The organism is Bacillus sp. KH172YL63, assembly GCF_011398925.1.
Lineage (GTDB): Bacteria > Bacillota > Bacilli > Bacillales > Bacillaceae_B > Rossellomorea.
Window position 1 is genome coordinate 2,111,046 of the sequence record NZ_AP022842.1, and the last position, 24,072, is coordinate 2,135,117.

Annotated in this window: 30 protein-coding genes and 1 pseudogene; 6 read left to right on the top strand and 25 right to left on the bottom strand. The window is 43.8% G+C overall.

Going from position 1 to position 24,072, the window contains the following annotated elements:
• The first annotated feature begins 168 nt into the window (after window positions 1-168).
• Complete coding sequence (locus KH172YL63_RS10490; RefSeq protein ID WP_173106047.1) at window positions 169-366, top strand: IDEAL domain-containing protein; 198 nt, start codon at window positions 169-171, stop codon at window positions 364-366.
• Between the two features lie 125 nt (window positions 367-491).
• On the opposite strand, the gene KH172YL63_RS10495 is transcribed toward KH172YL63_RS10490, so the two are convergent.
• The 8 genes from KH172YL63_RS10495 to KH172YL63_RS10530 all read right to left on the bottom strand — a co-directional run bounded on the left by KH172YL63_RS10495 (window position 492) and on the right by KH172YL63_RS10530 (window position 8,057).
• Window positions 492-872, bottom strand: coding sequence for a hypothetical protein (locus KH172YL63_RS10495; RefSeq protein ID WP_173106048.1), 381 nt, complete (start codon window positions 870-872; stop codon window positions 492-494).
• Window positions 869-1,687: an SDR family oxidoreductase gene (locus tag KH172YL63_RS10500; protein ID WP_173106049.1), complete on the bottom strand. Its 819-nt coding sequence runs from the start codon at window positions 1,685-1,687 to the stop codon at window positions 869-871. Before KH172YL63_RS10500 ends, KH172YL63_RS10495 begins: the two co-directional genes overlap by 4 nt.
• Window positions 1,688-1,708: 21 nt before the next feature.
• Entirely contained in the window at window positions 1,709-2,731 is a 1,023-nt protein-coding gene (locus tag KH172YL63_RS10505) for an SDR family oxidoreductase (RefSeq protein ID WP_173106050.1), read from the bottom strand.
• Window positions 2,728-3,657 carry a bile acid:sodium symporter family protein gene (locus KH172YL63_RS10510; RefSeq protein WP_173106051.1) on the bottom strand — a complete coding sequence of 310 codons (930 nt, stop codon included), beginning with the start codon at window positions 3,655-3,657 and terminating at the stop codon, window positions 2,728-2,730. The genes KH172YL63_RS10505 and KH172YL63_RS10510 overlap by 4 nt, the downstream gene beginning before the upstream one ends.
• Window positions 3,657-5,405 carry a thiamine pyrophosphate-binding protein gene (locus KH172YL63_RS10515; protein WP_173106052.1) on the bottom strand — a complete coding sequence of 583 codons (1,749 nt, stop codon included), beginning with the start codon at window positions 5,403-5,405 and terminating at the stop codon, window positions 3,657-3,659. Before KH172YL63_RS10515 ends, KH172YL63_RS10510 begins: the two co-directional genes overlap by 1 nt.
• A 31-nt stretch (window positions 5,406-5,436) precedes the next feature.
• Window positions 5,437-6,606 (bottom strand): iron-containing alcohol dehydrogenase, encoded by a 1,170-nt coding sequence (locus tag KH172YL63_RS10520; RefSeq protein WP_173106053.1) that lies wholly within the window; start codon window positions 6,604-6,606, stop codon window positions 5,437-5,439.
• 30 nt (window positions 6,607-6,636) lie between these two features.
• Window positions 6,637-7,356 carry a GntR family transcriptional regulator gene (locus KH172YL63_RS10525; RefSeq protein WP_173106054.1) on the bottom strand — a complete coding sequence of 240 codons (720 nt, stop codon included), beginning with the start codon at window positions 7,354-7,356 and terminating at the stop codon, window positions 6,637-6,639.
• Between the two features lie 257 nt (window positions 7,357-7,613).
• The gene (locus KH172YL63_RS10530; protein ID WP_173106055.1) at window positions 7,614-8,057 is read right to left on the bottom strand and encodes a cell wall hydrolase; all 444 of its coding nucleotides are present in this window, start codon (window positions 8,055-8,057) and stop codon (window positions 7,614-7,616) included.
• A 616-nt stretch (window positions 8,058-8,673) separates the two neighbouring features.
• On the opposite strand from KH172YL63_RS10530, the gene KH172YL63_RS10535 reads away from it, so the two are divergent.
• From KH172YL63_RS10535 to KH172YL63_RS10550, 4 genes are all read left to right on the top strand, one after another.
• On the top strand, window positions 8,674-9,006 hold the full coding sequence (locus KH172YL63_RS10535; protein ID WP_173106056.1) for an SdpI family protein: 333 nt from the start codon (window positions 8,674-8,676) through the stop codon (window positions 9,004-9,006).
• A 186-nt stretch (window positions 9,007-9,192) separates the two neighbouring features.
• Window positions 9,193-10,251, top strand: a complete 1,059-nt coding sequence (locus tag KH172YL63_RS10540) for a YibE/F family protein (protein WP_173108133.1) — start codon at window positions 9,193-9,195, stop codon at window positions 10,249-10,251.
• On the top strand, window positions 10,248-11,042 hold the full coding sequence (locus tag KH172YL63_RS10545; RefSeq protein WP_173106057.1) for a YibE/F family protein: 795 nt from the start codon (window positions 10,248-10,250) through the stop codon (window positions 11,040-11,042). Before KH172YL63_RS10540 ends, KH172YL63_RS10545 begins: the two co-directional genes overlap by 4 nt.
• Before the next feature lie 202 nt (window positions 11,043-11,244).
• On the top strand, window positions 11,245-11,436 hold the full coding sequence (locus KH172YL63_RS10550; protein ID WP_173106058.1) for an IDEAL domain-containing protein: 192 nt from the start codon (window positions 11,245-11,247) through the stop codon (window positions 11,434-11,436).
• A gap of 189 nt (window positions 11,437-11,625) precedes the next feature.
• Here KH172YL63_RS10550 and KH172YL63_RS10555 read toward each other — a convergent pair whose 3' ends face one another.
• The 12 genes and pseudogenes from KH172YL63_RS10555 to KH172YL63_RS10610 all read right to left on the bottom strand — a co-directional run bounded on the left by KH172YL63_RS10555 (window position 11,626) and on the right by KH172YL63_RS10610 (window position 18,999).
• A complete protein-coding gene (locus KH172YL63_RS10555) occupies window positions 11,626-11,940 on the bottom strand; it encodes an IDEAL domain-containing protein (protein ID WP_173106059.1) in 315 nt (104 codons plus the stop codon).
• A 28-nt stretch (window positions 11,941-11,968) separates the two neighbouring features.
• A complete protein-coding gene (locus KH172YL63_RS10560; RefSeq protein WP_173106060.1) occupies window positions 11,969-12,382 on the bottom strand; it encodes an RrF2 family transcriptional regulator in 414 nt (137 codons plus the stop codon).
• 77 nt (window positions 12,383-12,459) lie between these two features.
• Window positions 12,460-12,855: a transcriptional regulator SpxA gene (spxA, locus tag KH172YL63_RS10565; protein ID WP_173106061.1), complete on the bottom strand. Its 396-nt coding sequence runs from the start codon at window positions 12,853-12,855 to the stop codon at window positions 12,460-12,462.
• A 413-nt stretch (window positions 12,856-13,268) separates the two neighbouring features.
• On the bottom strand, window positions 13,269-13,469 hold the full coding sequence (locus tag KH172YL63_RS10570) for a hypothetical protein (protein ID WP_173106062.1): 201 nt from the start codon (window positions 13,467-13,469) through the stop codon (window positions 13,269-13,271).
• A gap of 68 nt (window positions 13,470-13,537) precedes the next feature.
• Window positions 13,538-13,795 carry a hypothetical protein gene (locus KH172YL63_RS10575; RefSeq protein ID WP_232066174.1) on the bottom strand — a complete coding sequence of 86 codons (258 nt, stop codon included), beginning with the start codon at window positions 13,793-13,795 and terminating at the stop codon, window positions 13,538-13,540.
• 485 nt (window positions 13,796-14,280) lie between these two features.
• Window positions 14,281-15,168, bottom strand: a complete 888-nt coding sequence (locus KH172YL63_RS10580) for a PhzF family phenazine biosynthesis protein (RefSeq protein ID WP_173106063.1) — start codon at window positions 15,166-15,168, stop codon at window positions 14,281-14,283.
• A complete protein-coding gene (locus KH172YL63_RS10585; protein WP_232065992.1) occupies window positions 15,168-15,578 on the bottom strand; it encodes a YunG family protein in 411 nt (136 codons plus the stop codon). The genes KH172YL63_RS10580 and KH172YL63_RS10585 overlap by 1 nt, the downstream gene beginning before the upstream one ends.
• A gap of 20 nt (window positions 15,579-15,598) precedes the next feature.
• Complete coding sequence (locus KH172YL63_RS10590) at window positions 15,599-16,150, bottom strand: hypothetical protein (protein WP_173106064.1); 552 nt, start codon at window positions 16,148-16,150, stop codon at window positions 15,599-15,601.
• Window positions 16,151-16,198: 48 nt separating this feature from the next.
• Window positions 16,199-16,573 carry a hypothetical protein gene (locus KH172YL63_RS10595; RefSeq protein WP_173106065.1) on the bottom strand — a complete coding sequence of 125 codons (375 nt, stop codon included), beginning with the start codon at window positions 16,571-16,573 and terminating at the stop codon, window positions 16,199-16,201.
• 13 nt (window positions 16,574-16,586) lie between these two features.
• Window positions 16,587-17,078, bottom strand: a complete 492-nt coding sequence (locus KH172YL63_RS10600; protein WP_173106066.1) for a YjdJ family protein — start codon at window positions 17,076-17,078, stop codon at window positions 16,587-16,589.
• Between the two features lie 209 nt (window positions 17,079-17,287).
• Complete coding sequence (locus tag KH172YL63_RS10605) at window positions 17,288-18,436, bottom strand: MFS transporter (RefSeq protein ID WP_173106067.1); 1,149 nt, start codon at window positions 18,434-18,436, stop codon at window positions 17,288-17,290.
• Window positions 18,437-18,597: 161 nt separating this feature from the next.
• A pseudogene (locus tag KH172YL63_RS10610) lies at window positions 18,598-18,999 on the bottom strand (GNAT family N-acetyltransferase).
• A 358-nt stretch (window positions 19,000-19,357) separates the two neighbouring features.
• Here KH172YL63_RS10610 and KH172YL63_RS10615 point away from each other — a divergent pair.
• A complete protein-coding gene (locus KH172YL63_RS10615) occupies window positions 19,358-19,780 on the top strand; it encodes a hypothetical protein (RefSeq protein WP_173106068.1) in 423 nt (140 codons plus the stop codon).
• Window positions 19,781-19,951: 171 nt separating this feature from the next.
• Here the strand turns inward: KH172YL63_RS10615 and KH172YL63_RS10620 are convergent, their stop codons facing one another.
• From KH172YL63_RS10620 to KH172YL63_RS10640, 5 genes are all read right to left on the bottom strand, one after another.
• Window positions 19,952-20,641, bottom strand: a complete 690-nt coding sequence (locus KH172YL63_RS10620; RefSeq protein ID WP_173106069.1) for a hypothetical protein — start codon at window positions 20,639-20,641, stop codon at window positions 19,952-19,954.
• A complete protein-coding gene (locus KH172YL63_RS10625; protein WP_232065993.1) occupies window positions 20,628-21,170 on the bottom strand; it encodes an RNA polymerase sigma factor in 543 nt (180 codons plus the stop codon). Before KH172YL63_RS10625 ends, KH172YL63_RS10620 begins: the two co-directional genes overlap by 14 nt.
• A gap of 341 nt (window positions 21,171-21,511) precedes the next feature.
• The gene (locus tag KH172YL63_RS10630) at window positions 21,512-21,862 is read right to left on the bottom strand and encodes a hypothetical protein (RefSeq protein ID WP_173106070.1); all 351 of its coding nucleotides are present in this window, start codon (window positions 21,860-21,862) and stop codon (window positions 21,512-21,514) included.
• Between the two features lie 37 nt (window positions 21,863-21,899).
• Window positions 21,900-22,964 (bottom strand): DmpA family aminopeptidase, encoded by a 1,065-nt coding sequence (locus KH172YL63_RS10635; RefSeq protein ID WP_173106071.1) that lies wholly within the window; start codon window positions 22,962-22,964, stop codon window positions 21,900-21,902.
• Window positions 22,965-23,102: 138 nt separating this feature from the next.
• On the bottom strand, window positions 23,103-23,945 hold the full coding sequence (locus KH172YL63_RS10640; RefSeq protein ID WP_442858725.1) for a glycerophosphodiester phosphodiesterase: 843 nt from the start codon (window positions 23,943-23,945) through the stop codon (window positions 23,103-23,105).
• Window positions 23,946-24,072: the final 127 nt, after the last annotated feature.

Here is a 24,072-nt window from a genome sequence, read left to right on the forward strand (position 1 = left end):
TCCTCCCCCGGCCTTTCGACAGACTTTTCCTGCAACTTTTGGAGGAGCTCGTCATAAATACGAGAAAAAATTATGCCAGAATCATTTTTTTACTTAATTTTCTCAAAACGTTTGAATATTCAGGCAATATTTAGTATAATTAAAAAAAGGTCAAGGAGTTGATTTTTCATGAAAAAGTATGTGCTTCATTCATCTCAGCATGATGTTGGCTACATGAATTCATTATTCGCAGAAATGGTATTAGACGAGGCTCTACTGACATTCCGGAAAGAGCAACTCGAAAGACAAATCGACCAGGCATTATGTAACAGGGACAAAGCAGCATTCCTCCGCTTAACAGAGGAGTACAACGCCCTTCGTGATTAACATCTACTTCAATCACATCATCCAACAAAGGCCAAAGCGGTTATGGCCTTTGTTGTGCGGAATAAAACAGGTCCGGTCCACTGAAGCGCCACACGCTTTCCAGTGAACCGGACCTTTTCATTTTTCTAGTTTTCCTTCCATTCATAGAGGGTGAATGCATCCTCTTCCATCTCAATGGCAACCAGCTTTTTCCCTTTTTGATAAAAATGGACCGATCCTGCCTGACGATCTTCCTGGCGGATCCAACCCTTCTTTTCCAAGTACTGATGATACGCTTCAGGGAAAACCAAGGCCTGCTCACCGCCTATATTCGCTAAGCTGAATTTCTCCACTCGGTCGATATGGGTGTGATCGGTGTCGGGAGGTGTATTTGATTCAGCATCCATGGGAACCGGAAAACGAAGGAGAGATGATTCTTTAAATCCCCTGCTCTCTTCATAGGCAGGGGAACATCCTGCCAGAAGAATACACGCAAATAATAGTGCTACCTTTGGAAAAGGCTTCATTCCGACTTGAATTCTCCCCTCATTTTATTCTTCATCATCCGGCTATATAGGGACGGCATCACCCGGTGGACTAGGAGAGACATTTTTGCAACCGGGCTGATATAAAGCCTTTTTCTTCTGGACTGAACACCATCCACGATTTTTCCGGCAACATATTCCGGGCTCAGGACGGTCCCGACCGTCTCTTTCTTTCGGGTTACCTGTTTACCGTCCCCTGCCATCGCATGGTGTTCCATCCCTGTCTTCATGAAAGAAGGGCACACCATCAGGACATTCACACCGGCATCCTCCACTTCGACCCGCAGCGTTTCAAAGAAGCCGTGTAAAGCATGCTTACTTGCAGCATACCCTGTCCTTCCCATCAGCGGGGCAAAGCCGGCGACGCTTGATACCACAACATACGTTCCTTGTGTTTCCAGCAAAGCATTCAATGTGAAATGGGTGAGGGCGATCGTTCCGTTTACGTTCACATTCATGATTTGCTCGAGCACATCGATCTTGGTTTCCTTAAAAGGGCTCCGGTGGGAAATCCCTGCATTATGAATCACGATATCAATGGTTGCATGCTCTTTCACTATTTCCTCCACCGTACGCTGACATTGTTCCTTATCAGAAATATCACATGGATATGCCGTGCAGTGGATCTCTTTTTCAGCGAGGAACTCCTTCAGGCTGCTCAGTTGCTGAACGTCCAAATCGAGGGCAAGAATCGTCCCCCCCTTCTTCCCGAAAGCAACGGAAAGGGCGCGGCCGAGTCCGCCGGCAGCCCCGGTGATCATAATCTTCTTACCTGTAAAATCGGGATGTGCTTTCAACCAATCTCCCCCCTTTTCCTGTTATAGCTGATGCTTGGCGCCACCGGTCCCCGTCGACCTCGTGTGAGAGCTATCTGCCTGCGTAGCTGGATCGAAACCTTTATTCTCCATATAGTAAAGGAATACTTCTTTTGACGTCAGTGCCGGCGTATAGCCGAACTCATGCTTTAACCTGCTGTTATCGAGCACCGGGCGATATCTGAGAAAGTTCACCTGCTCCTCACCGTACGCCGTCAGGGAAAGTCTTTTCAGGATAAAAAGGAAGGCTGACAGCAGCCATGCGGGAAAACGGATCACCTTCTTCTTTAATAAAGATGCGATTTCGTCGATGGTGACGGCTCCGTCCCCGGCGACGTTAAAGATGCCGGTTTTGTTACCTGTCACCCCTTTCAACAGGATTTCAACAACATCCTGGTCCCAAATAAACACAAAGGGAGTTTTGGACCCCTTGACGCCGACCAGCAGCTTCTTGTCGAACAGGGCGGTGATCTGGTTATTCGTCCCATCGCCAAGAATGGTCCCAATCCGGAAAATCACTTGTTGAAGTTCAGGGTATTGATCCCTGTATGCTGATAACATCTCTTCTACGAGACGCTTATGATAGGAATAGGCAAATTCTTCATTCCCACGGACCGGATCATCCTCCGTCAGCCACTCCGGCTGGTCTGGATGATACCCATAGGCCGCACCGCTTGATGTCAGCACAATCCGTTTCACCTGATTTTTCACACACGCTTTCAACACATTCTCCGTTCCCAATACGTCGACCGAATACTCGAATGCCCGGCTGCTCTTTTTTCCAGGGGTGACGATTGATGCGAGATGGACGACGGTATCCACATCATACGTCTTCATAACGTCTGAGATGCGTGGTGAACGGATATCCATTTCAACGGCATGCAGATGAGGATGTTCGAGATTGATCCCTCTGATGTCGGTGGCGACGATATTCCAATCTGCACCTTTTTCATCGATGTGTTCAATCATTTTACGGAGCAGCGTATTTCCAAGGTACCCGGCTGCCCCTGTGATCAATACGTTCATAGCTGGACCTCCTTACTGACAGGAATTGCTCCGTGCGGGTCCCTTTTTGACCAGAATGCTGCAAGGGACAATCCGGACAGCAGATGCCATACACCCCACCAGGCGGCGACGATCGCCATCCCGCCGAGCCCGCCAAAGAAATTAAAGATCAATACAAGTCCAAGGGCTGAATTTTGTATTCCGACCTCCACTGCGATGGCTCTGCGATCGGCTTCCGGAAGTCCGAATAGACGTGCAGAGAAATAACCAGACAGAAGGGCAATTAGATTCTGAAGGAACACGACCAGCACGACCATTCCGACATACTCGAGAAAGTAGGTGAAATTTGATGCCAATGCGGCAAGCAGGAACAGGATGAAAAACGCGATAGACAGATATTTCATCCCTTTATTCACTTTTTGTGCCCATAATGGATAGCGGTAACGAACCAGCATCCCGATCATCAGCGGAAGGCCGAGCATCAGGAAGATGGTGAACAGAATTTCCACCGGGTCGATGGTGAAGCTTCTGAGCAGTTCTGACGTCCCTGGATAGAGGGAGCCCCAGAACATCACATTCACCGGCGTCATAAAGATCGCCACAACCGTCGCCACCGCTGACATGGAAATCGAAAGCGGCGTATTGCCTTTAGACAGATAGGTGATGAAATTCGATAAATTCCCTCCAGGACAGGCTGCGATCATGAATAAGCCAAGGGCGATGCTTGGGATCGGTTGGATGAACGATACCAATAGGAACGTGAATGCCGGCAGCAGGAAGAATTGTGCAGTAAGGCCAATCAACATAGGTTTAGGGGTTGAAAATGTCCGTTTAAAGTCCGATGGTTTCAAATCCAGCGCTACACCAAACATAATGAACCCGATGATGACATTCAAGATGGTCAGCGTAGTCGGATTAAAGTTCAGCTGAACCTGATCGATGCCCATTATTTACCCTTCGGCTCCTGATGCATATCCTTGAAGTATTTCAACCCAGGTGCCCACATATGTTTCACAGGATCGACATCCACATGGATCACGGAGCATTTTCCCGTTTCAAGGGAGCGTTCGATGGCTGCCTTCAGGTCCCTCGGGTCGTTGACATACTCCCCGTGCGCACCCATACTTTCTGCAAGCTGATCAAATTGGATGACCCCTAAATCCGCATTGATCGTCTCCTCTGGACTCAATGATTTCTTTATCAATGTTTTGACCGGCTTCAGTGCGAACTGCTGATTCATCTTCACCATTCCCCACTGTTTATCGCACATCACGAGAAAGACGATCTGCAGTTCGTTTCTGACAGCACTTTCAATTTCCTGCGGATGAAAGCCCATCGCCCCGTCCCCGATGATGCAACATACCGGCTGATTCCGGTTTGCTGCGGCTGCACCCAATGCCTGCCCAGGTCCTGCGCCCAACATACCGAATTTGTACGTGGAAAGAACCGATCCGGGTGTTTTGACTTCATAGAAAAAGTTGGACCAGATTACGGTATTGCCGCCATCCAGCACAAACGTCGTTCCCTCGGGAAATGCTTCCTGGCAGATCGAAGGCACATGGGCTGAATTCATCGGAACAGACATATCTTCAAGATGCTGGTCCAGTTTTTTTCGGTTTTTATCTTTTTCCGCTATGATCTTCTCGTTCTTTGCTTTTCTTCCATCCACGGCTATTTCTTCCCGCCGTTTAAACAAGCGCCCGTAAAGCTGGGTCAGGAACGTTTTGGCATCTGCCTGTATCGCCAAATCAACAGGCTTATTGGCTCCGAGGATACCAGGATCCAAATCCACCTGAATGACTTTCTCATTGGAATTCCAATACGGTGCTTTGCCCCACCAATCCGTCTCGCCGAGTCGTGAACCGAGGACAAGGACGACATCTGCTTCATTACGCAGCTTATTGTTAGTGGCAATATGAATCATCGGCAGCATGAGGGGATTGGTTTCAGGCATGCTCCCCCTCGCAGCCCAGCTTGTCGTCACCATGGACTGCAAAAGATTCGACACCATTTCCAGTTCCTCGTACGCACGGGAATGAATGATCCCGCTTCCGGCATGTATCATCGGATAGTCTGCACCTATCAGAAGATCAGCTGCCCTTTCAAGCTGCCCTTCTGACGCACCGGGCAGTTCCGTCACTCTGTATTGCTCCGGTTTCATAAAAGTGAGGTCACACTTCTGCTTTGTATTCAGAATATTTTCCGGAATATCGATATGGACAACACCAGGCCTGCCTTCATAACACTTCCTAAGCGCCGTCCTCATCATTTCAGGGATGCGGTCAAATGACGGGACGGCCTCACTCCATTTCGCGATCTTCGAAATGACACCGGTCTGATCGAAGCATTGATATGTACCTCCCCGGTCAGGATACATGATGCCGGTTCTCCTTGAGCTCGTAATCACAAGCACCCGGTTTCCCTCTCCTTCTTCCACTACGAGGCCGGGCAGGATATTGGCAACACCGGGACCATTGCTTGCCATGCACACACCGACCTTTCCGGTCACACGGGCATATGCCCCGGCCATATGAGCTGCACTCGTTTCGTGCCTCGGAGTGATCAGTTCGACCCCATTGCTTTCAAGGTTTGAATAAAATCCGAAATACGTTCCATCGATGATCCCGAATACTTTATCAACATTTTCCATTCTCAGCATATTGGCGATGACTTCGCCACCACAACGTTCTCCCATCATGTACCCCCTGATATTTGAATTGATAACTCTATGCCTGTTGAAACATATGAAGATGTGAAGCAAGCTTCTGATAAATATTCTCGATATCCTGTCCATCAGGAATTTGCCGATTTGTGAGGATGCCATTTCCTGATAAGGCGTCTCTCACCAAAAGCGCCATGTGAGTCTTGAAATCTTTCAGATCGTGAAAGTACGCTGCCCCGTCTCTCCAAATCTCAAACTCATCATTGAATTCCACCAGTCTGGAAGTTACATTGTTTCCTGGTTTGGATTCCCCTTTGCATCCTAGCGCCTTGGCTATATCATCATAACGTTCCCTGGCGGATGCCATACTGTATTCCACAACGAAAGGCATCAAAAGGGCAACACTCAGACCGTGTGGAATATGAAAGAGAGTCCCGAGCGGACGTGCCATCGCATGTGCAAGATTCGTAGAAGAATTGGAAAAGGCCACACCTGCATGCCAGCTTCCGAGAAGCATCCGTTCTCTCGCTGTCATATCTCCGCCATCACTATAAGCCTTTGGAAGCCACTCCCCGATCAACCTGATCGCTTCTATTGCAAAGAGATCACTCATAGGTGTCGCTTTGACAGATACATAGGCCTCCATTGCGTGAGAGAGTGCATCGAGCCCGGTATAGGCGGTCAAAGCTTTTGGTAAACTCACCGATAATTCCGGATCAAGTATCGCTGCGTCTGGAATCAACCCCGTATGACCGGGATTGAGCTTCACATTCTTGGCCGTGTCTGTAATGACTGTCACCTTCGTCGCTTCAGAACCGGTACCGGCCGTAGTGGGAATGGCAACAAGAGGAAGTCTCTTAAGAGAGGTCATTTCAGGTATGCTAGTCAATTCCATACAGTCTTCCACAGCAAGAACAGAGATTGCCTTCGCTAAATCGATGACACTTCCCCCGCCGATCGCCACCACACAATCTGCTCCTGACTCCTTCAATTTTGAAAGTGCAGCTGTGACATGCTTAGTCGTAGGCTCTCCGTGTATTCCTGTAAAAAAGGTCGATTTTAAAGCGCTTTCATTTATAAGGAATTTTAAGCGGGTTTGAAATGGTTCTTTCGTCATAAGGGATCCGGTGACGATAAATAAATGGGAGGCATGCAGGTCTTTTACAATCTCTCCAAGGTTTCCTAAAGCACCTGGTCCAACCTTCAACCTGGCCGGCAAAAATAGTTCACTCAACTGAACGGTTCACCCCTTCTTCTCAACTTGTTATTTCCTTCGTTTGGTCTTGATTCGAAAAACATACATATCGGGCCTGAAGACACTGGTATAGTATTCAATCTTTTTACCGCCGGCATCGGTCATCACCCTTTCCACGCACAGCACACTCGAACCGTCCGAGATGGCAAGCTCTGCCGCATCTGCTTCAGACACGACTTTACACGAAATGAACTGTTCAGCCTCTTCGATCTCTATGCCTAAATCCTTTTCAAGAAGATCATAAATACTGAGATCGTTTAAATTGAATGCTGTTAGCTTCATTCCGATCTCCTGATGATAAAAATGCCTTTCTATCGCAATCGGCGTCGTATCAGCCGTCCGCAACCTTTCAATCAAAAAGATGTCGTCTGTATCAAGCATTGAGCATATTCCCTCTGTGTCAGTCACCATTCCATACTGCAATAGCTTCGAGCCGGGCACCATCCCCATCTTCCTGATCGTATCGGTCAAACTGCTCAACGAATCGAGCCATTCATGCACCGGTGCCTTGCGGGATATAAAGGTTCCTTTGCCATGAATCTTTTCGAGGACTCCATCACTGACCAGGTGGGAGACCGCTTCCCTAATCGTGGTGCGGCTGACTGAAAATCGATCCATCAAGTCCCTCTCACTCGGTATCCTTTCCTTATACAGTCCATTCACAATTTCCTTACGAAGTATGCTTTTGATCTGGAGGTGATAAGGTACAGGATTATTCTCATCAATCAAATAGACTTCCCTCCTTCCCCTTCCTAAACATCACGACGTCCGTACCACTTAGGCTGCAGGAAACTCATGGAACGATTCACCTTACACTATGAAGAGCTCTTACCGGTGTGAGAAGCCATCAAGATGCACCATTCTTTAAAACGAACACTTCATCTACTTAAAATAGTATTATAATTCAGAATATTCAACAAGTTGTATTTCTCATTTATTTTACATTGGACCGGATAAGGGGTATCCCCGGCCGGTCCAATGCTGTTTCATCCTCCGGTATAAACGCTCGCGCACGTCCCCGCCTTCGGTTCATAATAGCAGTGATTTTTGTATTGGCCGGCAAACGGCTGGCCGTACCAGGTGGGCGGGCAAGGGGCATAGGGATTGAAATACCAAAGGGCATATTTACCCGGATGCTGGCTCCAGTAATCGAGATTTTTCTTCGCTAATTTCTTTTCCACCGATCTCGCCCTGTTGTAGAAAAGATTGCCTTTTTGCACCGCCTCAAAGGAATAATTCCCTCCCTGCACATGAAAGATGACCTGCCTGATGGTCCTTACGTCTTTAAAGTCCAGACAGTCGGCTTTGGCCCGGTTCACGATCACATTTCCGACATAGAGCATCCCCTGCTTCCCTTCACCTTCTGCTTCCGCTCTCATCATCCTTGCCATCAAGGCAACATCTGCGTCTGTATATTTCACTCTGGGCATTTTATTCACCTCGTAAATAGTGTATGAATGAAGAATTAATTCATGTCTTTTAAAAGTTTTCATAAACATGGTGGTTTGAAATAGGTCAGATGCGGTTGATTTCCGCTCCAGATGCTCGCTTTCCGCGGGGCTGGCGGTGAGCCTCCTCGGACTTCGTCCTGCGGGGTCTCACCTGTCCATCAGTTCCCGCAGGAGTCGAGCATCTTCCGCTCCAATCAACCATCGAAGTTAAAAACCATAAATTCACTGGATAAATTCATCTTCTGAATAGTAGTAATTATCGTCATTCAAATACAATGCTCTTGGTTCATTGCTATGGCAATTTATTATTTCACAGTCTCAAATTAGCAATGATGCTCACCTTAAAGTCTAATAGTAGCGACAATCTATGTGAAAAAATCCATCATGATATCAAAAAAGTTACTTGCTATGAAACGCGTTTCATACTTTAGGCTATAGGAAGATGATTGGCGTTACGCATTCGATGCGGCGTGACGGTCATCTGTGTGGTCGAAGTGTTCATGTTGAATGGACACTTTTTATTTTACTCTCAAACTATTTCCTTATTGTGGTAAAATTATTACAAGATGTTTTATATTGGGGAGGGCTTCTGCATATGGAAAATTTAGGGGTATCACTGATTTCCATTTCTTTAAGTTTGATCATGATTGGAATAAACATTCCACTCCTGATCGGTAAAATCAAGATGAATGAACATTATGGTATGCGCCTTGGCAAGGCGTTTGAGTCAGATGAGAACTGGTATGTCATCAACCGATATGGAGCAAAACGGTTCATTTTCTGGTCCGCTTTGATCTTGATTTCCGGCATCAGTTATTTGTTTTTGCCTCCATTCTCGGAAGTTACAGAAACCATCCTCTTATTTGCTCCATGTTTCCTCCTCTTGCCCCCCATATTCGAGACTTACCTGTTCACAAGGAAACTGTGAGATCCAGGTCCGTCCCCCGCCCTTTGCGTAATCAGAAGGGTTGTGGAATAATGGTTCAAGACCGATGGTGCAGGGAAAGTGGGTGCACCTTCGACGATTACGGATGAGTTGGAGGATTTTTTTGTGTTTGGAACATTGAAGAGAACAACTTTAAAGACAGTTGGATTCTACGCTTTCCCGCTGGTGATGGTGATCGGGGCGATCTATTTCGTCAACCATAATCAGGGCCTCTATGATCGGCCAATTGCGGAAGTGACCTCGGTAAAGCAGGCAGAATCCACTGAGATGGAAGATATGACAGGTAATAAAGACAGGCTATACATACAGGAAATTCAAGCTGTGCTGAAGAACGGTACCCATAAAGGTAAGACAATCTCTCTGTCGAACAAGTATTCAGATTCAAGGGCCAATGATCAGCCTTATCACCCCGGGAATGAATTGTTTGTCACCATTCATGACGGAGAAGATGGTTTAACCGGGAATATTGAAGATGTGAAGCGGGATCAATCACTGATGATCATCACCCTGGCTTTCATCCTATTCCTTTTAATTGTAGGAAAAAAGCAGGGGCTGTTCTCCTTGATCACCCTCGGGGTCAATGCGTGGATTCTTTCATACGCCCTGGATGTGTATCTCAACTCTGAAAATATCAGTCTGTTGATTGCGTGCAGTATCGGGGTCATCGCCTTTACGCTTGTATCGCTCCTTTTCGTGAACGGCTTTAACGAGAAAACCTATGCGGCAGTGGTGGCAACCCTGATTGGAACCTTCCTGACGCTTGCAATCAGCTATGTGGCTGTTTCGTTCACCGACGGAAAAGGCCTGCGATATGAGGAAATGCAGTTTCTGACCAGACCTTATCAGATGGTATTTATGGCCGGTATCCTCGTCGGCTGTTTAGGCGCGGTCATGGATGTAGCGATCACGCTTTCTTCCTCCATTTTCGGTTTATACGAAAAGAACCCTGCCATATCAACCAAAGCCCTTACCAAATCAGGGTTTGATATCGGGAAAGACATCATGGGGACGATGACCAATATCCTGTTCTTCGTCTATATCAGCGGCGGGATCCCGATGTTGATCCTGTATTTCAAAAACGCCTCTCCCCTCGGTTTCACCCTTACAATGAATCTTTCCCTCGAGATGACAAGGGCACTGAGCGGAGGCATCGGGATTGTGCTTGCAATCCCGATCGGCATCTTCACGGCGATCTATTTTGTAAATAGGAAGAGGGTGCAATCATGAGCGTACAATACATTCTCGGTATCATCCTTTTCATCCTGATGGTCAGTATCGGGGGCAAAAAAGGTGCACGATCGTTCGTTGCATTATTTTTGAACACAGGGGTACTGCTGCTTGCGATCATTATGATGAATGATCCTGCGATGAACCCGATCGTCCTGACGTTGATTGCATGTGTGTTGATCAGCTGCATTTCCCTTTTTTATATCAGCGAAATCAACATTAAAACAATGACAGCATTCATTTCGACCATCATTACGACAGGTGCTTTGATTTTCTTCATTCTTGCTCTGACAGACGCTGCGATGATCCAGGGCTTCAGTGAGGAAGAAACGGAAGAAATCGGGGCATTCTCCCTTTACGTCGGAGTCGATTTCGTCAAGATCGGTGCATCTATGATTATCATGAGTACGATCGGGGCAATCATTGATGTAAGCATATCAATCTCTTCCCCCATGCGGGAAATCGCTTATCACAACCCTTCGATATCAAGGAAGGCGCTCTTCTCTTCAGGAATGAGCATCGGCAGGGATATTCTAGGTACAAGTGCCAACACCCTCTTCTTTGCTTTCTTTGGAGGCTATCTTGGCCTTTTAATCTGGTTTAAGGATCTTTCCTATTCCATCGGGGAAATCGTGAATTCCAAAGTATTCACGTCAGAAATGATCTTCATCGGATCGGCAGGAATCGGCGTCGCCCTTGCCATCCCGGTCACCTCTGCCATCACCGCATACTATCTGGTGAAAGCGGGCAGGAAAGAACAACTGGAGAATGATACGGTGCATGAAGAATAGAAAGGTCCGTCCCTGTTTATGAGGGACGGACCTTTTGTGCATCATTTAACACATGTTCATACTTTTACTATGTGAAAAATAGCATATAAGAGATGCAGAGTATGAGATTTTTTAATAATCGACATCAAAAATCGACAAAATTATGTTTGAACATTCTGAGAATGGTGAATATAGATAAAAACAACGCAAGGAGCTGATTTTCATGAAAAAGCATTTACTTAATTCCCCACAGGGTGAGGTCAGGCATTTGTATTCATTGTTCGCAGAAATGGTTCTGGAGAAATCCCTGATGACATTTAGGAAAGAACAGATATTAGAGGGAATTGATGATTCATTGTGTAACCGGAATAAAGAGAAGTTTCTCCGATTGACAGAGGAATTGAAATACTTATAGGAAGTTGGGACGGTCATTGGATGAGGACAGTTAAAGGTCAATGCTCTTATTGTGATAATGGGAGTGTTGGCTTTTTTATGTTGGTGAACCTCTAAAAGCATCTATACCAGGAGAGTGGTTTGGGTAAATCCTTATCCCTTTATAAGAAAAACGCCCCAGGATATCCCGAGACGCATATTTGTCAACATTCTATTCGCTATCGCTTTCCAACTTCGAAGTCAATTCCATGAACCATTCTTTATCCCCTGTCGCCAGGGCGAGATCGATCAAGTGTTGGAGTTGTTCTTTATTTTTCACTGGCGCATCAGGGATTTGTGTAACCTGTTTGCTCAGCATCGGGATGGTTTTACCCTCGATTGTTTTGTTATCGCTAGTGACGATCTTTGCTTTGATGGTTCCGCCAGGGAGGTCAAAGTTCTCGATATACCCGATGAATAATTCACCTTCCCGAGAAGTTCCTTTGATCCAGTCGCCTGTTTTTAAGATTGATTGGTTGTTAGACATGTGTAATCTCCTCCCCGATCAGTATGGCTTATTTCTCTCTATTAATTAAATCGACAATGTCCTTGATTGTATAATTCTTTAAGTAATCGCCAAGTTTCTCTTCAGCACCGAGAAAGATGTGAAAGAGGACGCTTTTCATGTTGGCCCCCACGACACAAGCCTCGTTCGATTCGGTGCATTTCGGTTGAAGTGCGCCTTCCGAGGTAAGTCTGTAGATGTCCCACAGATTGATTTCGCTTAATTCCCGGATGAAGATAAATCCTCCGCCTGTACCTTCTTTTGAGGTGATGAATCCTTGTTTTTTCAATAAACTAAGCACTTTACGGATTCGGACCGGATGGACACCGGCACTTTCCGCAATCGCATCGCTTGTAGACATCCGGTCCATCTGCAGTGCAAGATACGTCAGACTGTGAATGGCCAGAGTAAAATTACTATTCATGGGATGCCTCCCCTCGCTGAAATATTACTGCAATGTTATCTGTTACAGTTTAACTTGTCAAGGAGACCGCACGGCGGTTAATTAGCCAATCGTTGTAACTCTTGAAACGAGACTGCACGCACTTTCCTTGGAAGGAAGCTGCGGATTTCTTCATCATTGTATCCTACCTGCAACCGTTTTTCATCTAAGATGATCGGTCTGCGCAACATTTGCGGATTCTCCTGAATGATTGTATATAGTTCCTTAAGCGGCAGCGAATCAATCTCTACGTTCAGCTCCTGATACGCCTTTGACTTCTTCGATATGATCTCTTCTGTTCCATTTTCAGTCAGACGAAGGATTGATTTAATTTCATCCACATTCAACGGTTCATTTATGATATTTCTTTCGGTATATTCGATGGAATGCTCCTCAAGCCACGCTTTTGCTTTCCGGCACGACGTACAGCTTGGCGTCACATATAAATTTACCATAGTAAAAGCACACTCCTTCTAAATAGAATAAAAAAAGTTACAGTTGATCTTTGTACTGTAATAATATGATTTACAGTAGAGAATGTCAATCATATTTTCATAAAAAAAAGAACCCCAAGTTTTCATTGGGCTTCCCTTCCCTGTATCGTACGGGCTCGATCATCCTTTAAAAAAGAGGAGCGTAATGAGAAAAATGATCAACCCGATCATGAAAATGGACCCTACATTGGCACTGTATACAATATAAACCTTCAAATGGAATATCACGTGAACAATGAGGATGACCAAAAGACAAATAAGGCAGATAATGACGAAATTCACACTTCTGTTCCTGTACAAAAGATCAGCACCTTATGATACATAATAGGATAAGCTTTCACTATTATATATTGGGTACCTGCCACGATTATTCATCACAGAAGGAAAATAGCGCAAATAACGGCTGTGATCACAATGAGTGCCGCCAGCAGAAACACCTTCGTATCCTTCTTGAAAGAGATGAAATCTTCCTCCATTTTCTCTTCGCTGCTCTTATACACCTTTCCATTCCTTCGGTCCTGGCGATTTTGAAACACTTGAATGAACGATTCAACAAGATCGATTAACCAATACATCTACACTGCCCCATTTCTGTAAGGTTTGTCTGTATATACGATCCTGCTAAAAAATAGTTTCACTTTACTCAAGGCGTATTCCAAAAAAATGTCGTTACGACCGTCGGGACAAGAATGACAATGACAAGTAATGTTCCATTACCAATCAACCCGATTCGCTTATACAAGCCTTTCTCTGAAAAGAGAGCGGTGATCAATCCAGCAAGGGCTAGCAGCGCCCCCATAAAAAGTAACCCATCATATCCTGTAAGCATGACTACATAGGCAACGGCACTTAATGCGAACAAACTACATGAAATGAGACCCAACCTTTTCTTTATTTCCATTTCTCCATCTCCTTCGATTCATTTGGGCAATGCGATGTCGTGTCTTATTCAGCCACTTTATTCCCCTTCTTTATCTTTATTCCCTACTCTCCATGCTAAGTATAATACTGCAGTTGTTATGACGATGGGTGTGACAAGGTTCATGATATTCGCTCCTTGTAGTATTTTATTAACAAGCGAGGTGCGGTTGATTTCCGCTCCAGATGCTCGCTTTCCGCGGGGATGGCGGTGAGCCTCCTCGGACTTCGTCCTGCGGGGTCTCACCTGTCCATCAGTTCCCGCAGGAGTCGAGCATCTTCCGCTCCAATCAACTGACAAAGAAAAATGCTAAACTCACAGGACTAAACGCTAATTCATTTTCAAAATCAAAGTGCTAAACAGAATTCAAATACTTTGTACCTTTGCTTGCTATGCCTGTAACTTCTTATAACCACCCTCTCGAATTTCAGAAAGTAGTAACGTTATAGTCTTTTAAAAACAATATTTTACACGAAAAGAGCCTTTACAAATACAGCCCTTCCAGTAATGGAGACATTCAGAGAACCGTCATGATTCGCAATATGTACGTGCACCCGTCCATCCTTACCTATTTCCTGTCCTTGCTCAACAATGAGGTCAAGGGAGCCATCATGATGCGGATGGATGTACCGGGCATAATAAGCGCCCATGACGGCAGAGGCCGTACCCGTTACCGGATCTTCAGTTGTACCTGACGACGGGGCCGAAAAGTGCCGACCGTGCATATGGGCTTCCGGATCATATGTTTCAAGGCAAAATGGATGGATCGATGCCTGTGGTATGTCGGATAGTACGAGGGGGAACAATGTATGATCCGGTTTCATAGAGGTAAAGGCTTCCAGAGAATGAATAGGAACGAGCAACGTCCATTTTCCCGTACTCCCAAACATAATCGGATAGTCAGTGTGTAAATCTTCCTCTTTTAGTCCAATAGACTGTGCCAAAATTCTTTTTGAACCTTCATACTCAACCAACTGCGGTTTCGCCTGCGCCATCGTAATAAGTGGTCCGTCCCCATTCCCTGAAGAGATGGTAATTGGGAGAATTCCCGCCTTTGTTTCTATCGTTAATGTCGGTTTGTCACTAAGCAGCCCCCGGGTCTTTAATGCGTAAAGTGCAGCAATCGTTGCGTGCCCACATAAATTCACTTCTGATTCAGGTGTGAAAAATCGGATTTTTATATCAGCAACACCTGACATTAGAGGAAAGGCTGTCTCATTAAACCCGACTTTCTTTGCAATGCTTTGCATCTCATGATCGCTCAGCTTATCTCCGTTCAATACGACCCCTGCCGGATTCCCTTTGTCGGGTATGTTTGTAAATGCATCATAATGAAGAATATGGATCGATTTCATTAGCTCTCCTCCGGCTGGTTAATAGTCGTCAATTCAAGCAACACCAACCCTCTTAAATAAGAATATTGCTCAATCGTAGTATCGGTAAAAGCTTCTTCCCTGCTTGAAGGGATGTCTTCGTATTCCACTGGCTTTTGAAATTGAGAGGAAGTGAAATCATGTCGACAGCCTTCAAATCGGTTGTAATAGTGCCATCCTTCAGTCATTGGGGTTTTAAGGATTTCTCCTCCCAATACATCATTTGCAACCAGGCTTGTTACCCCGCATTGTCCTTTGGCTGGATTACTTTTAATCCATTTTGTGCTGGAGTGGATGGACCAGGTTTTTTGGAAGGTGTTTTGTAAATATGTAATCCGTTCAGGTAATTCTAGTTTGTGAAAACTATTTGATACGATTGAAACCACCCCCATATTAAACTAAACATTTATGGTTATATATTTACCTCATCCACAATCTCATCCGTATCCTTCCGCTCCAACTGAATTATTTCATATGTAACATCAGGATCTTTCTCAAAGTACCATAGATACAATCCTTCAAGGTCATATTCCTCGACCACTTTTGGGTGTAAAAGTGACAGATTGATAACGACCGCACTTTGGTGATCGATTTTCACTGCATGGTCGCCGCCATCTCTGATCAGGCCATACAGTATGCTGTCCCCGTGACTTTTCATGCCTGATAGCTTATGGCGATCTATACTCTGATCCATCGGTCCCCATGTGAGCATGTCACTTTTCCAGCCGAATATGCCTTCATGAGCGTATGCAGCACCTAAATGGTCATGATTTTTGATAAACAAATGGAGTGATTTTCCATTTGTTTTGTAGGCTGTGATTAGCTGAAGATCACTCTCTTCCTCTTGGATGGCTTGATGGGGTTGAGGATAGGAGTCTTGATAGTCCCTGTATAACCAGAAACAAGCGAACGTTATGATGATGCCTGTCAGTGTTGCTGTTTTCGCCATGGTAGACTTGTTCATGGTGATGTCCCCTTTTTATGCTGTATATGTACTTTTCATTGATCTTCTTCACAAGACTTCTTTAAGTTTAATAGTAACTGAGGTTTTGAAGGATAGAGATAAACTTCCTGCAGAGAAACCACTGCAAACCATAGAAGTTTCGGCTATTGTTTGTGCGTCATAAATCAATGCCGCCCTAAGCCGCTTATTTTCTTTGATGGATGTAGAGAGTTCTTTGTAGATACTATTCATCCGTTCATGATCAAATACACTTTCGACCGCGATCTTTCCGCACATGCTATTCCAACAGGCAAGAAACGATTTTACGCTTTCTGCGAATCCGTTTCTGCCTTTATCACTGTCCTCAAACAGTTGGAGGTAAAGCTTAAAATAGCGAGTCCATTGACTTTCCAAGTGTAATGATAGAATCCTTGCATCCACCACATATTGGTCCTCCTTATTTTGTCAGAATAGGGTCCTCCTCCAGCCGGTCCTCTTTTTTACTGCGAATATAAATCATAAACGCAAGTAAGAGATGAACCATGCCCAAAATCATAAAAGTGATGGTGAAAGTCTGTCCACCAGCTGTTGGTGAAGCAGAAACCAATTGGAAAAGAAGGAGATGAATGGCCGCTAGTATTAGGAAAAAAGACATCCTCATGTTGGGACGATGCTTCAAGTACTTCACGCCGCTTATAAGGAGAAGATAAGACATGCTGAGGGCCATGAATATTGGAAAGAACGGATGGAATTTCGCCGCATAAATAAAATGATCGAGCTGTGAAATATCACCGGGCGTGGTGACATCACCGTGCATCATCTTTGAATATAGCGCCGTGTACTTCCACTCGGAGGGGTAATCCCTGATCGCACTGCCTTCGTACCATGCGGAAAAACTTGAAATGGCTAGGATGATGAGGGCTGTTCCGTATTGAATGATGTACTTCAATGCTATGACCTCCTTATAAGTTAGACGATTTTGTTATCAATATAGATTCAATGATTTACAAACTTTTTTTCATCACAATAACTTCATATAAATTATTTCAAATCATTACCATTAAATCAAATATTTCTTAAAAAAAGACTTACCAACTGTAAGGTAAGCCAAAAGTTTAAAATATTATTTATGTGTGACAATTGAGAATCTAAGAGATTTTATGCAGTCTCCTCGGTTACCGGGAATAGCATGACTTTCAGAGAAGCTATTATTCCTACCATCAAGAATATCCATTTATATGCGACAAATGCTAAAATGGCACCGAATACGGCTGGTCCTATGATGGCACCGATATTTAGTAGCACAATACTGAAACTGAAACCTTGGGCCGGCATTGAAGGGAACACCTTTGAACTCCAAATAGCCAGATAAGCTGCATAAATCATAAATGAGCAACCAAACAATAGTCCGGATATGCAAACGAGTAACCAATCTTCAGCTATAAAGAGTAATGCTATGCTCCCTGAATAAAGAAGAACAGTAAAAACAAAACTCACTTTATAACCAAACTTGTTTATGAAGTCACCTGCCCACAGTCCGGCAATCCCTCCGACACCTGCAACTAGAAAGAAAATGGCGTTGGCATGACTTATCGTGAAGTTCTCCTGAACAAAGTCTGCCGAATATGTCCAATAAGTTGCTTCACTGATTCCAAATAAAAGTGAAGCCAAAAAAAGCGGTTTAGATTGATTGGTCATGAATGCCCTAACATTAATCTGTTTACGATCCCCACTAGTCTGCTTATCTTTGAGAACTGGAATAGCTCGATATCCCCATACTAAAATCACAAAACCGATTATTCCTCCGGTTGCCCAGATCAATCTCCATTCTCCATCTGTCAGAAGATAATATGAAGAAATCATCACTAACCCTACGGTAGAACCGGTACTGATGATTGAAAGAGATCGATTCTGGATTCTTTCCTTCACGTGCTGTTTTACACTGTTTGAAAATGATGACCACGTTAATCCAGGACTTAATCCTGCAATCGTACATCCAATAGCAAAGATCATGCTGTTATGTGTTATTGCAGCCATCAACAATCCTGTTGATACTGCAAAAATGCCTGCAAGGATCACAGGACGAGAGCCTTTTCGTGATACCAGGATTATAACAATTAGAGCTCCTACTAAAAAAGATAGAAACGTTAAACTGGAGATAATACCCAGTACAGAAGCAGATAGGTTAAAATCTTCCTTGAATTTTGGCAATAATAAACCAAATCCATATCTGAACCAACCAAAAACAATCGATAAAGCCAATAATCCAATGATGGATATTGTTGGTATTTCTATCTTATTCCCCATAAAGCATCTCCTTGATCAAATGAAATATTTTTTCAGGATAGCTTTACCCTCTGTAGGTTGGCCTAAAACTCCCAGCACCAGGAAGAAAGTGGGTCAACATGAGAGACCAGACAAAGCATGTTTGGTTTCAACTCTATTAAATTTATTTTTGAAAATATGTATTATTCCCCCATCACCTTAAACATGCCTGTCATATTAGGCGAATAATCATTGAATCCATATTTCTCGTAAAACATCCCTTTTCCATTGGACGCGAACAAGCCGATAAAATCTTTTTCAGGAGCATGGTTAGCAAGAAAATTCATTCATGCATCCATAATCTCCCTGCCAATCCCCCGGCCCTGAAAATCTGGATGGACGATAATGTCCTGGATATAAAAATAAATCGCACCGTCCCCTACAATTCTCCCCATGCCGATGATCAGTTGATCCACTTTCACAATCGCTGAAAATAAGGATTGCCGGAGAGATTGCTCTGCTGCATGGAAATTCATATAATCAGTCCACCCGACACTGCTGCACAGGTAGATGTATTCCTCTAAAGTCGGTGATGCGTCTTTCATCACGATAGGTTCATTCATCTTTTTTCTCCCTTTATAGTGCATTCACTACCAATTATTTCAAATATTTAGGTGGAACTCAATGTTTATTTCAAAGGCTCTTTTCGTAAAGATTGTTGCTTTTAATTATAAGAAGGTATAATTTACTTTTTATGGTATTGTATAGAGACGCTTATTCAGATAACAAAAACACAATTGAAGCATTTCACATAATGATAGATGCTTTTTATTTTTGGTTGAATTTGAATAAGTTCATTTTATAAAACAATAAAAATATACTGATAAAATGGATTAAATTGTTGAATAACGATAAATACTTGTTAAAATAAGCTTATGTTAAATTAGCGAGGGGGCAATACTTTTGAAAAAGTTTATGGTGTTAGCATTATTGATATGTGGGGCTATTACTTTAGTTGGCTGCCAATCCACAAAAGAACGAATGACATTATTAGATACAATAACTGAAGTTTCAATTTCAAAATCTGAAGGATATGGTGGGTTAAATGAAAACTATTCCCTAACGATTAATAAAGAAGAAACCATATTAGGTTTTGAAGAAGTTCTGAAAAATACCAAAGGATTAAACCAAGAAATGGATGTGACTAAGGAAAAACCTGACTATGACATGTTGCTTAGTTATGCAAATGGGGAAACTCAAGGATTACATCTCCTACTCGGAAATCCGGGAGAAGAAAGTGTAATAATGTTTATCGGTCAGGAAAAAAATAGGTTTATTGTTTCTGCTAAAGATATAAACGAATTAAGAAAGTTATTAGGTATTTAATAAGACTTCATTCAACGGGGGGTTAACGGAATAAAAAATACAGTCATTCCTACATAGGAATGGCTGTTTTTTATACCTCGCGTAAAAGGATGGTCAAAAAAGCAATAATCTATGCGAATAGAGCCATTTCAAAAGAAGCTGATCCGATTGTGGATTAGCTTCTCTTTTTATTCAGTGACTGCTTATAAATTCCTCATATCCCATTAAAAATTCAGATCCTACAAGCTGAGCGGTGTCTTCAATCTTATTCACGAGCCCCAGCATCCGAATGCCATTATATTGCTTCCCGTCTACTTCATAGTGAAATCCAATGTCTTTCTCCGTGAATGTGTTTAAGTGTTCTCCCCTTTTCCCAAGGACCTTTTTTACTTGAGGAGATTGTTTATGGGGGTATAACTTTACGTCCAGGATATATTCCTGATCCCGTTCCAGTCGATCTGTTGTGTATTGAAAAGTTCCCTCTTTATCCGTTTTGAAGGTGTCATGTGAGATGAGCGTCTTTCCATTCCGTTTTACATGCTCAACCACCAGAACCGTCCCCTCGGGCAGATTACTCGTGCCTTTGATGACAATTTGGTTAGGAAAATTGTACACTTTTCCTGAAAGATTAAACATTTGTGTTGGTCCGGCACCACTCTGTCCTGAACCAGCTGTCGTGTGCTGATTGATTGCATAATACCCAATGAGTGGCGTCATGATGAAGAAAATCAGAAGCAATGCAACATTGTAACGTGCAGATTGAAAGAGTCTGGTTTTCCATTTTGACCGGTGTGCTTTGCGCCACACTGTCTGAAACTCTACCGATGATTTCTCATGTGCATCAATATGATCAAATAATACGTTCAGGTCATCCTTTTTCATATAATCCCGCCTCGGAAAAATCAATTTTCTTCTTTAATTCAAGCTTCCTTAATTGCTTCAGTGCCGTGTGTAGCCGAGATTTCGCTGTCCCAACCGGAATCCCGAGAACATGAGCACACTCCTTTAAGGTCAGCTCCGAGTAAAAATGGAGAATGATGATCTCTTTACTCTTCCAGGAAAGGGAGTTGACCACTTCCCACAGTTCATGCACTTCTGTTTCCTTCTGAAAAACCTCTTCAACTGAATCGATATGATTCGGCGACAGATCATCAGAAAAGAATGATAAACATTTCAAGATTTTCTGTTTTTTCATGACAGTCTTGGCAACATTCATGGTGATCGTATAAATCCAAGGCTTGATCGGCCTCGCCGGGTCGTATGTATCGTAGTTACTCAAGATTTTAATGAAGGTTTCTTGCGTGATATCATCCGCCAGACTTCTCGACCTGGTCAGCAAGAGGGCAGTTCTGTACACATAGTCTCTATATTCGTTGAAGATGGCGGCGGCTTTGGTTTCGTTGATGAACACTAATGATTGTCACTCCTTTTTATTAGAAAGTAATAGATAGTGAGAATGAAAGTCCCATCAGCCTGGACCATTCATTTGATAAAGAGTCTTCTAAACTAATTTCATGCACGTTACAACCACTAAAAATATTAATATTAATCAATCTACCCCCTTCACATTCTTTAAAAGTATTACTATGAAAATTGAAAAAGGGTTCGGTGATTTTGTAATTATTTACAAAATAAAAAGAACATCGATGATTAATGTTCTTTCCGTAATTACTTCTTTCGTGTTTTAAGTAATTCATTTCATTAGAATTCTGAACATAGTAGTATGGTGCAAAGATTTGATTGTTAGACTGTTTACCGTGAAGAATCCTGATTCGTATACCTACGGCCCATAGTGGAAGGATAGAATTTAATATTATACATACTCCCAAGTTCCTTCTTCAATAATTCATATAATTCTACACCATACCTATTATGCTCATCTTCCATCTGAACACCATTTGGTTTTATTTGATCTAAGTCCCAATCGATCCAGTTCCCGTAAGAAGATGCCCACGTGTTAATTTTTTCTTTCAGCTCTGAAGACAATGGTATTTCATCAATATCTAAATTCCATCCACAAAGACTACACCAGAAAGGGTCTGTATCTACGTCGCCTTCTAATTTTATGTCGATTGTTTGTGATGTATTGCAGGCACAGTACATGTGATTGCTCCTTTAATATAAATATGTATAACAATTTTTATGTTAATTTAATCCCAAACTCCCCAATCAAATCCTTCAACGCAGGCCTCTCATTCCCATCCCTTCCCACGACCGATGTGGCGGTGATGAGAGAGTTAAGTACAGCTTCCTCTGTCGCTTCGCCGATCGCCCGGAATGCAAGGTCTATGTCTTCCTCGTGGATCATTGGAAGAGTGAGGCACTGGGACGTTCTTTCATGGGGAATTTTGGTGGCTGTCGAGAATCCGATCACCACTTCCCCGCTTCCGGTGGTGATGGTGGAGCCGGTTCTTGATAATCCGGTCACAGAACGTTTGATGATACGGTTGAGTTGTCTTTCTGATAGAGGCAGATCTGTAGCTGCGATGACGATGATCGAACCCTTGTCCTGTTCTTCGTGCTTTTGGAGAATGGCTTTTTTGAGGTCTTCTCCGACGTGTTTCCCGTTCACTGTGAGGTCACTGAGAATGCCGAAATTGGTTAGCACGAGCACACCCATCGTATAAGTACCGTGCTCAAATTCCATCAGCCTGGACGCGGTGCCGATTCCCCCTTTCAGTGAATAACAAAGCATGCCGGTTCCGGCACCGACCGTTCCTTCTTCTACTGTTTTGCCCGTTGTCTCCAATGCATGATGCACATCTTCTACCGTCACAAATCCGGCCCGGATATCATTTAAGAACATATCATTGCATTCACATACGACTGGATTGAATGTACCCGTCGTTCTCCCGATTTCAGGATTTCTATTCAGCATATATTGAATCAATGCATCTGCCGCCGTTCCGATGCCAAATGTATTGGTGAGCACGATCGGGGATTCAAGGGTGCCCAGTTCATTGATCTGCATCAGTCCCATCGTTTTTCCGAATCCGTTGATTACATGACTTGAGGCAATTAACTTTTCTCTGAATAGGTTTCCCTGGTGGGGAAGGATGGCGGTGACGCCGGTTTGTTTGTCCCCGTCGCTCAGTGTGACCTGACCGACCGTGACCCCTTCCACATCGCTGATTGAATTGGTCACACCCGTTCGTAATTTCCCAATCTCCACCCCATAATCCCTGATCCGTACAGACGATGCCATATATGTTCCTCCTTAATGGATGTAAAATTATACCTTCATTGTACTAAAGATGAATAGGTTCTCAAAGATAAAAAAAAGCCTGCTCCCTTCTTGATTGAAGGAAGCAGTCTGTATGATAGCTATCATGCTAGTTAAGAATTATTTTTTCCTAGGATCCACATAATCAGGATAATCGGTGATGATGGCGTCAACATCCATCTCATACAGGAAATCCACTGCTTCCTGACTGCGTGCAGTCCAGGATGCCATTTGCATATCAAGGGAATGAACGTTTTCGACAACCTCTTCGGTGACGATGCCGTAACTTGGGTTGTACCACTCTGCATAAGCAGAAATTTCCTCCAACGCTTCAGGTGTTGTCGTTGCCGGGTCCCACGCCAGAACACCGACAGGTACTTTCGGAAGCAGCTCGTCCATTTTTTTCATTGATTCAAAATCAAATGACTGCAGCATGATTTTATCGTTTTGAGGGGTGTCCAGGTGATGATCCTTCAATGCCTCAGCCACCTGTTCCTCAATGCCCGGATATAGTGTAGGAGACTTTAATTCTATGACAATCCCAATCTTACCACGATAACGGTCCAGTACTTCTTCGAATGTGGGCAGACGCTCTCCGGCGAACGCTTCCCCTTTCCAGCTTCCAGCATCCAGACTTTCAAGCTCCTCAAGGGTCAGGTCGGCTACTTTTCCACTCCCGTCAGTTGTACGGTCCACTGTCGTGTCATGGATGACGATCAATTCTCCGTCCTTGCTTCTTTGCACATCAAGTTCAATATAATCAGCTTTCATTTTCACTGCCAGATCAAAGCTTGCCAGCGTATTTTCAGGCGCATAACCTGAAGCCCCGCGGTGGGCCACATTCTCTACCTGCTTTTCGTCCCCAATTGTCCGCTCCTCTGCAGAAACCTGGCTCAATGGACTGATCAATAAACTTAATGCCAACCCTGTTCCCAACACGACTTTCCTTTTCACATTCACCATCTCCTATCCCAAATATGTATTCGACTACATGATAGGATAGGGATGTTGAGGTAGTGTTGTGTTTCTCCGTGGTCTTGATGAAGAATACGTTAACAAAATTCGACCTTTTTCACTAAAGATTTTTACA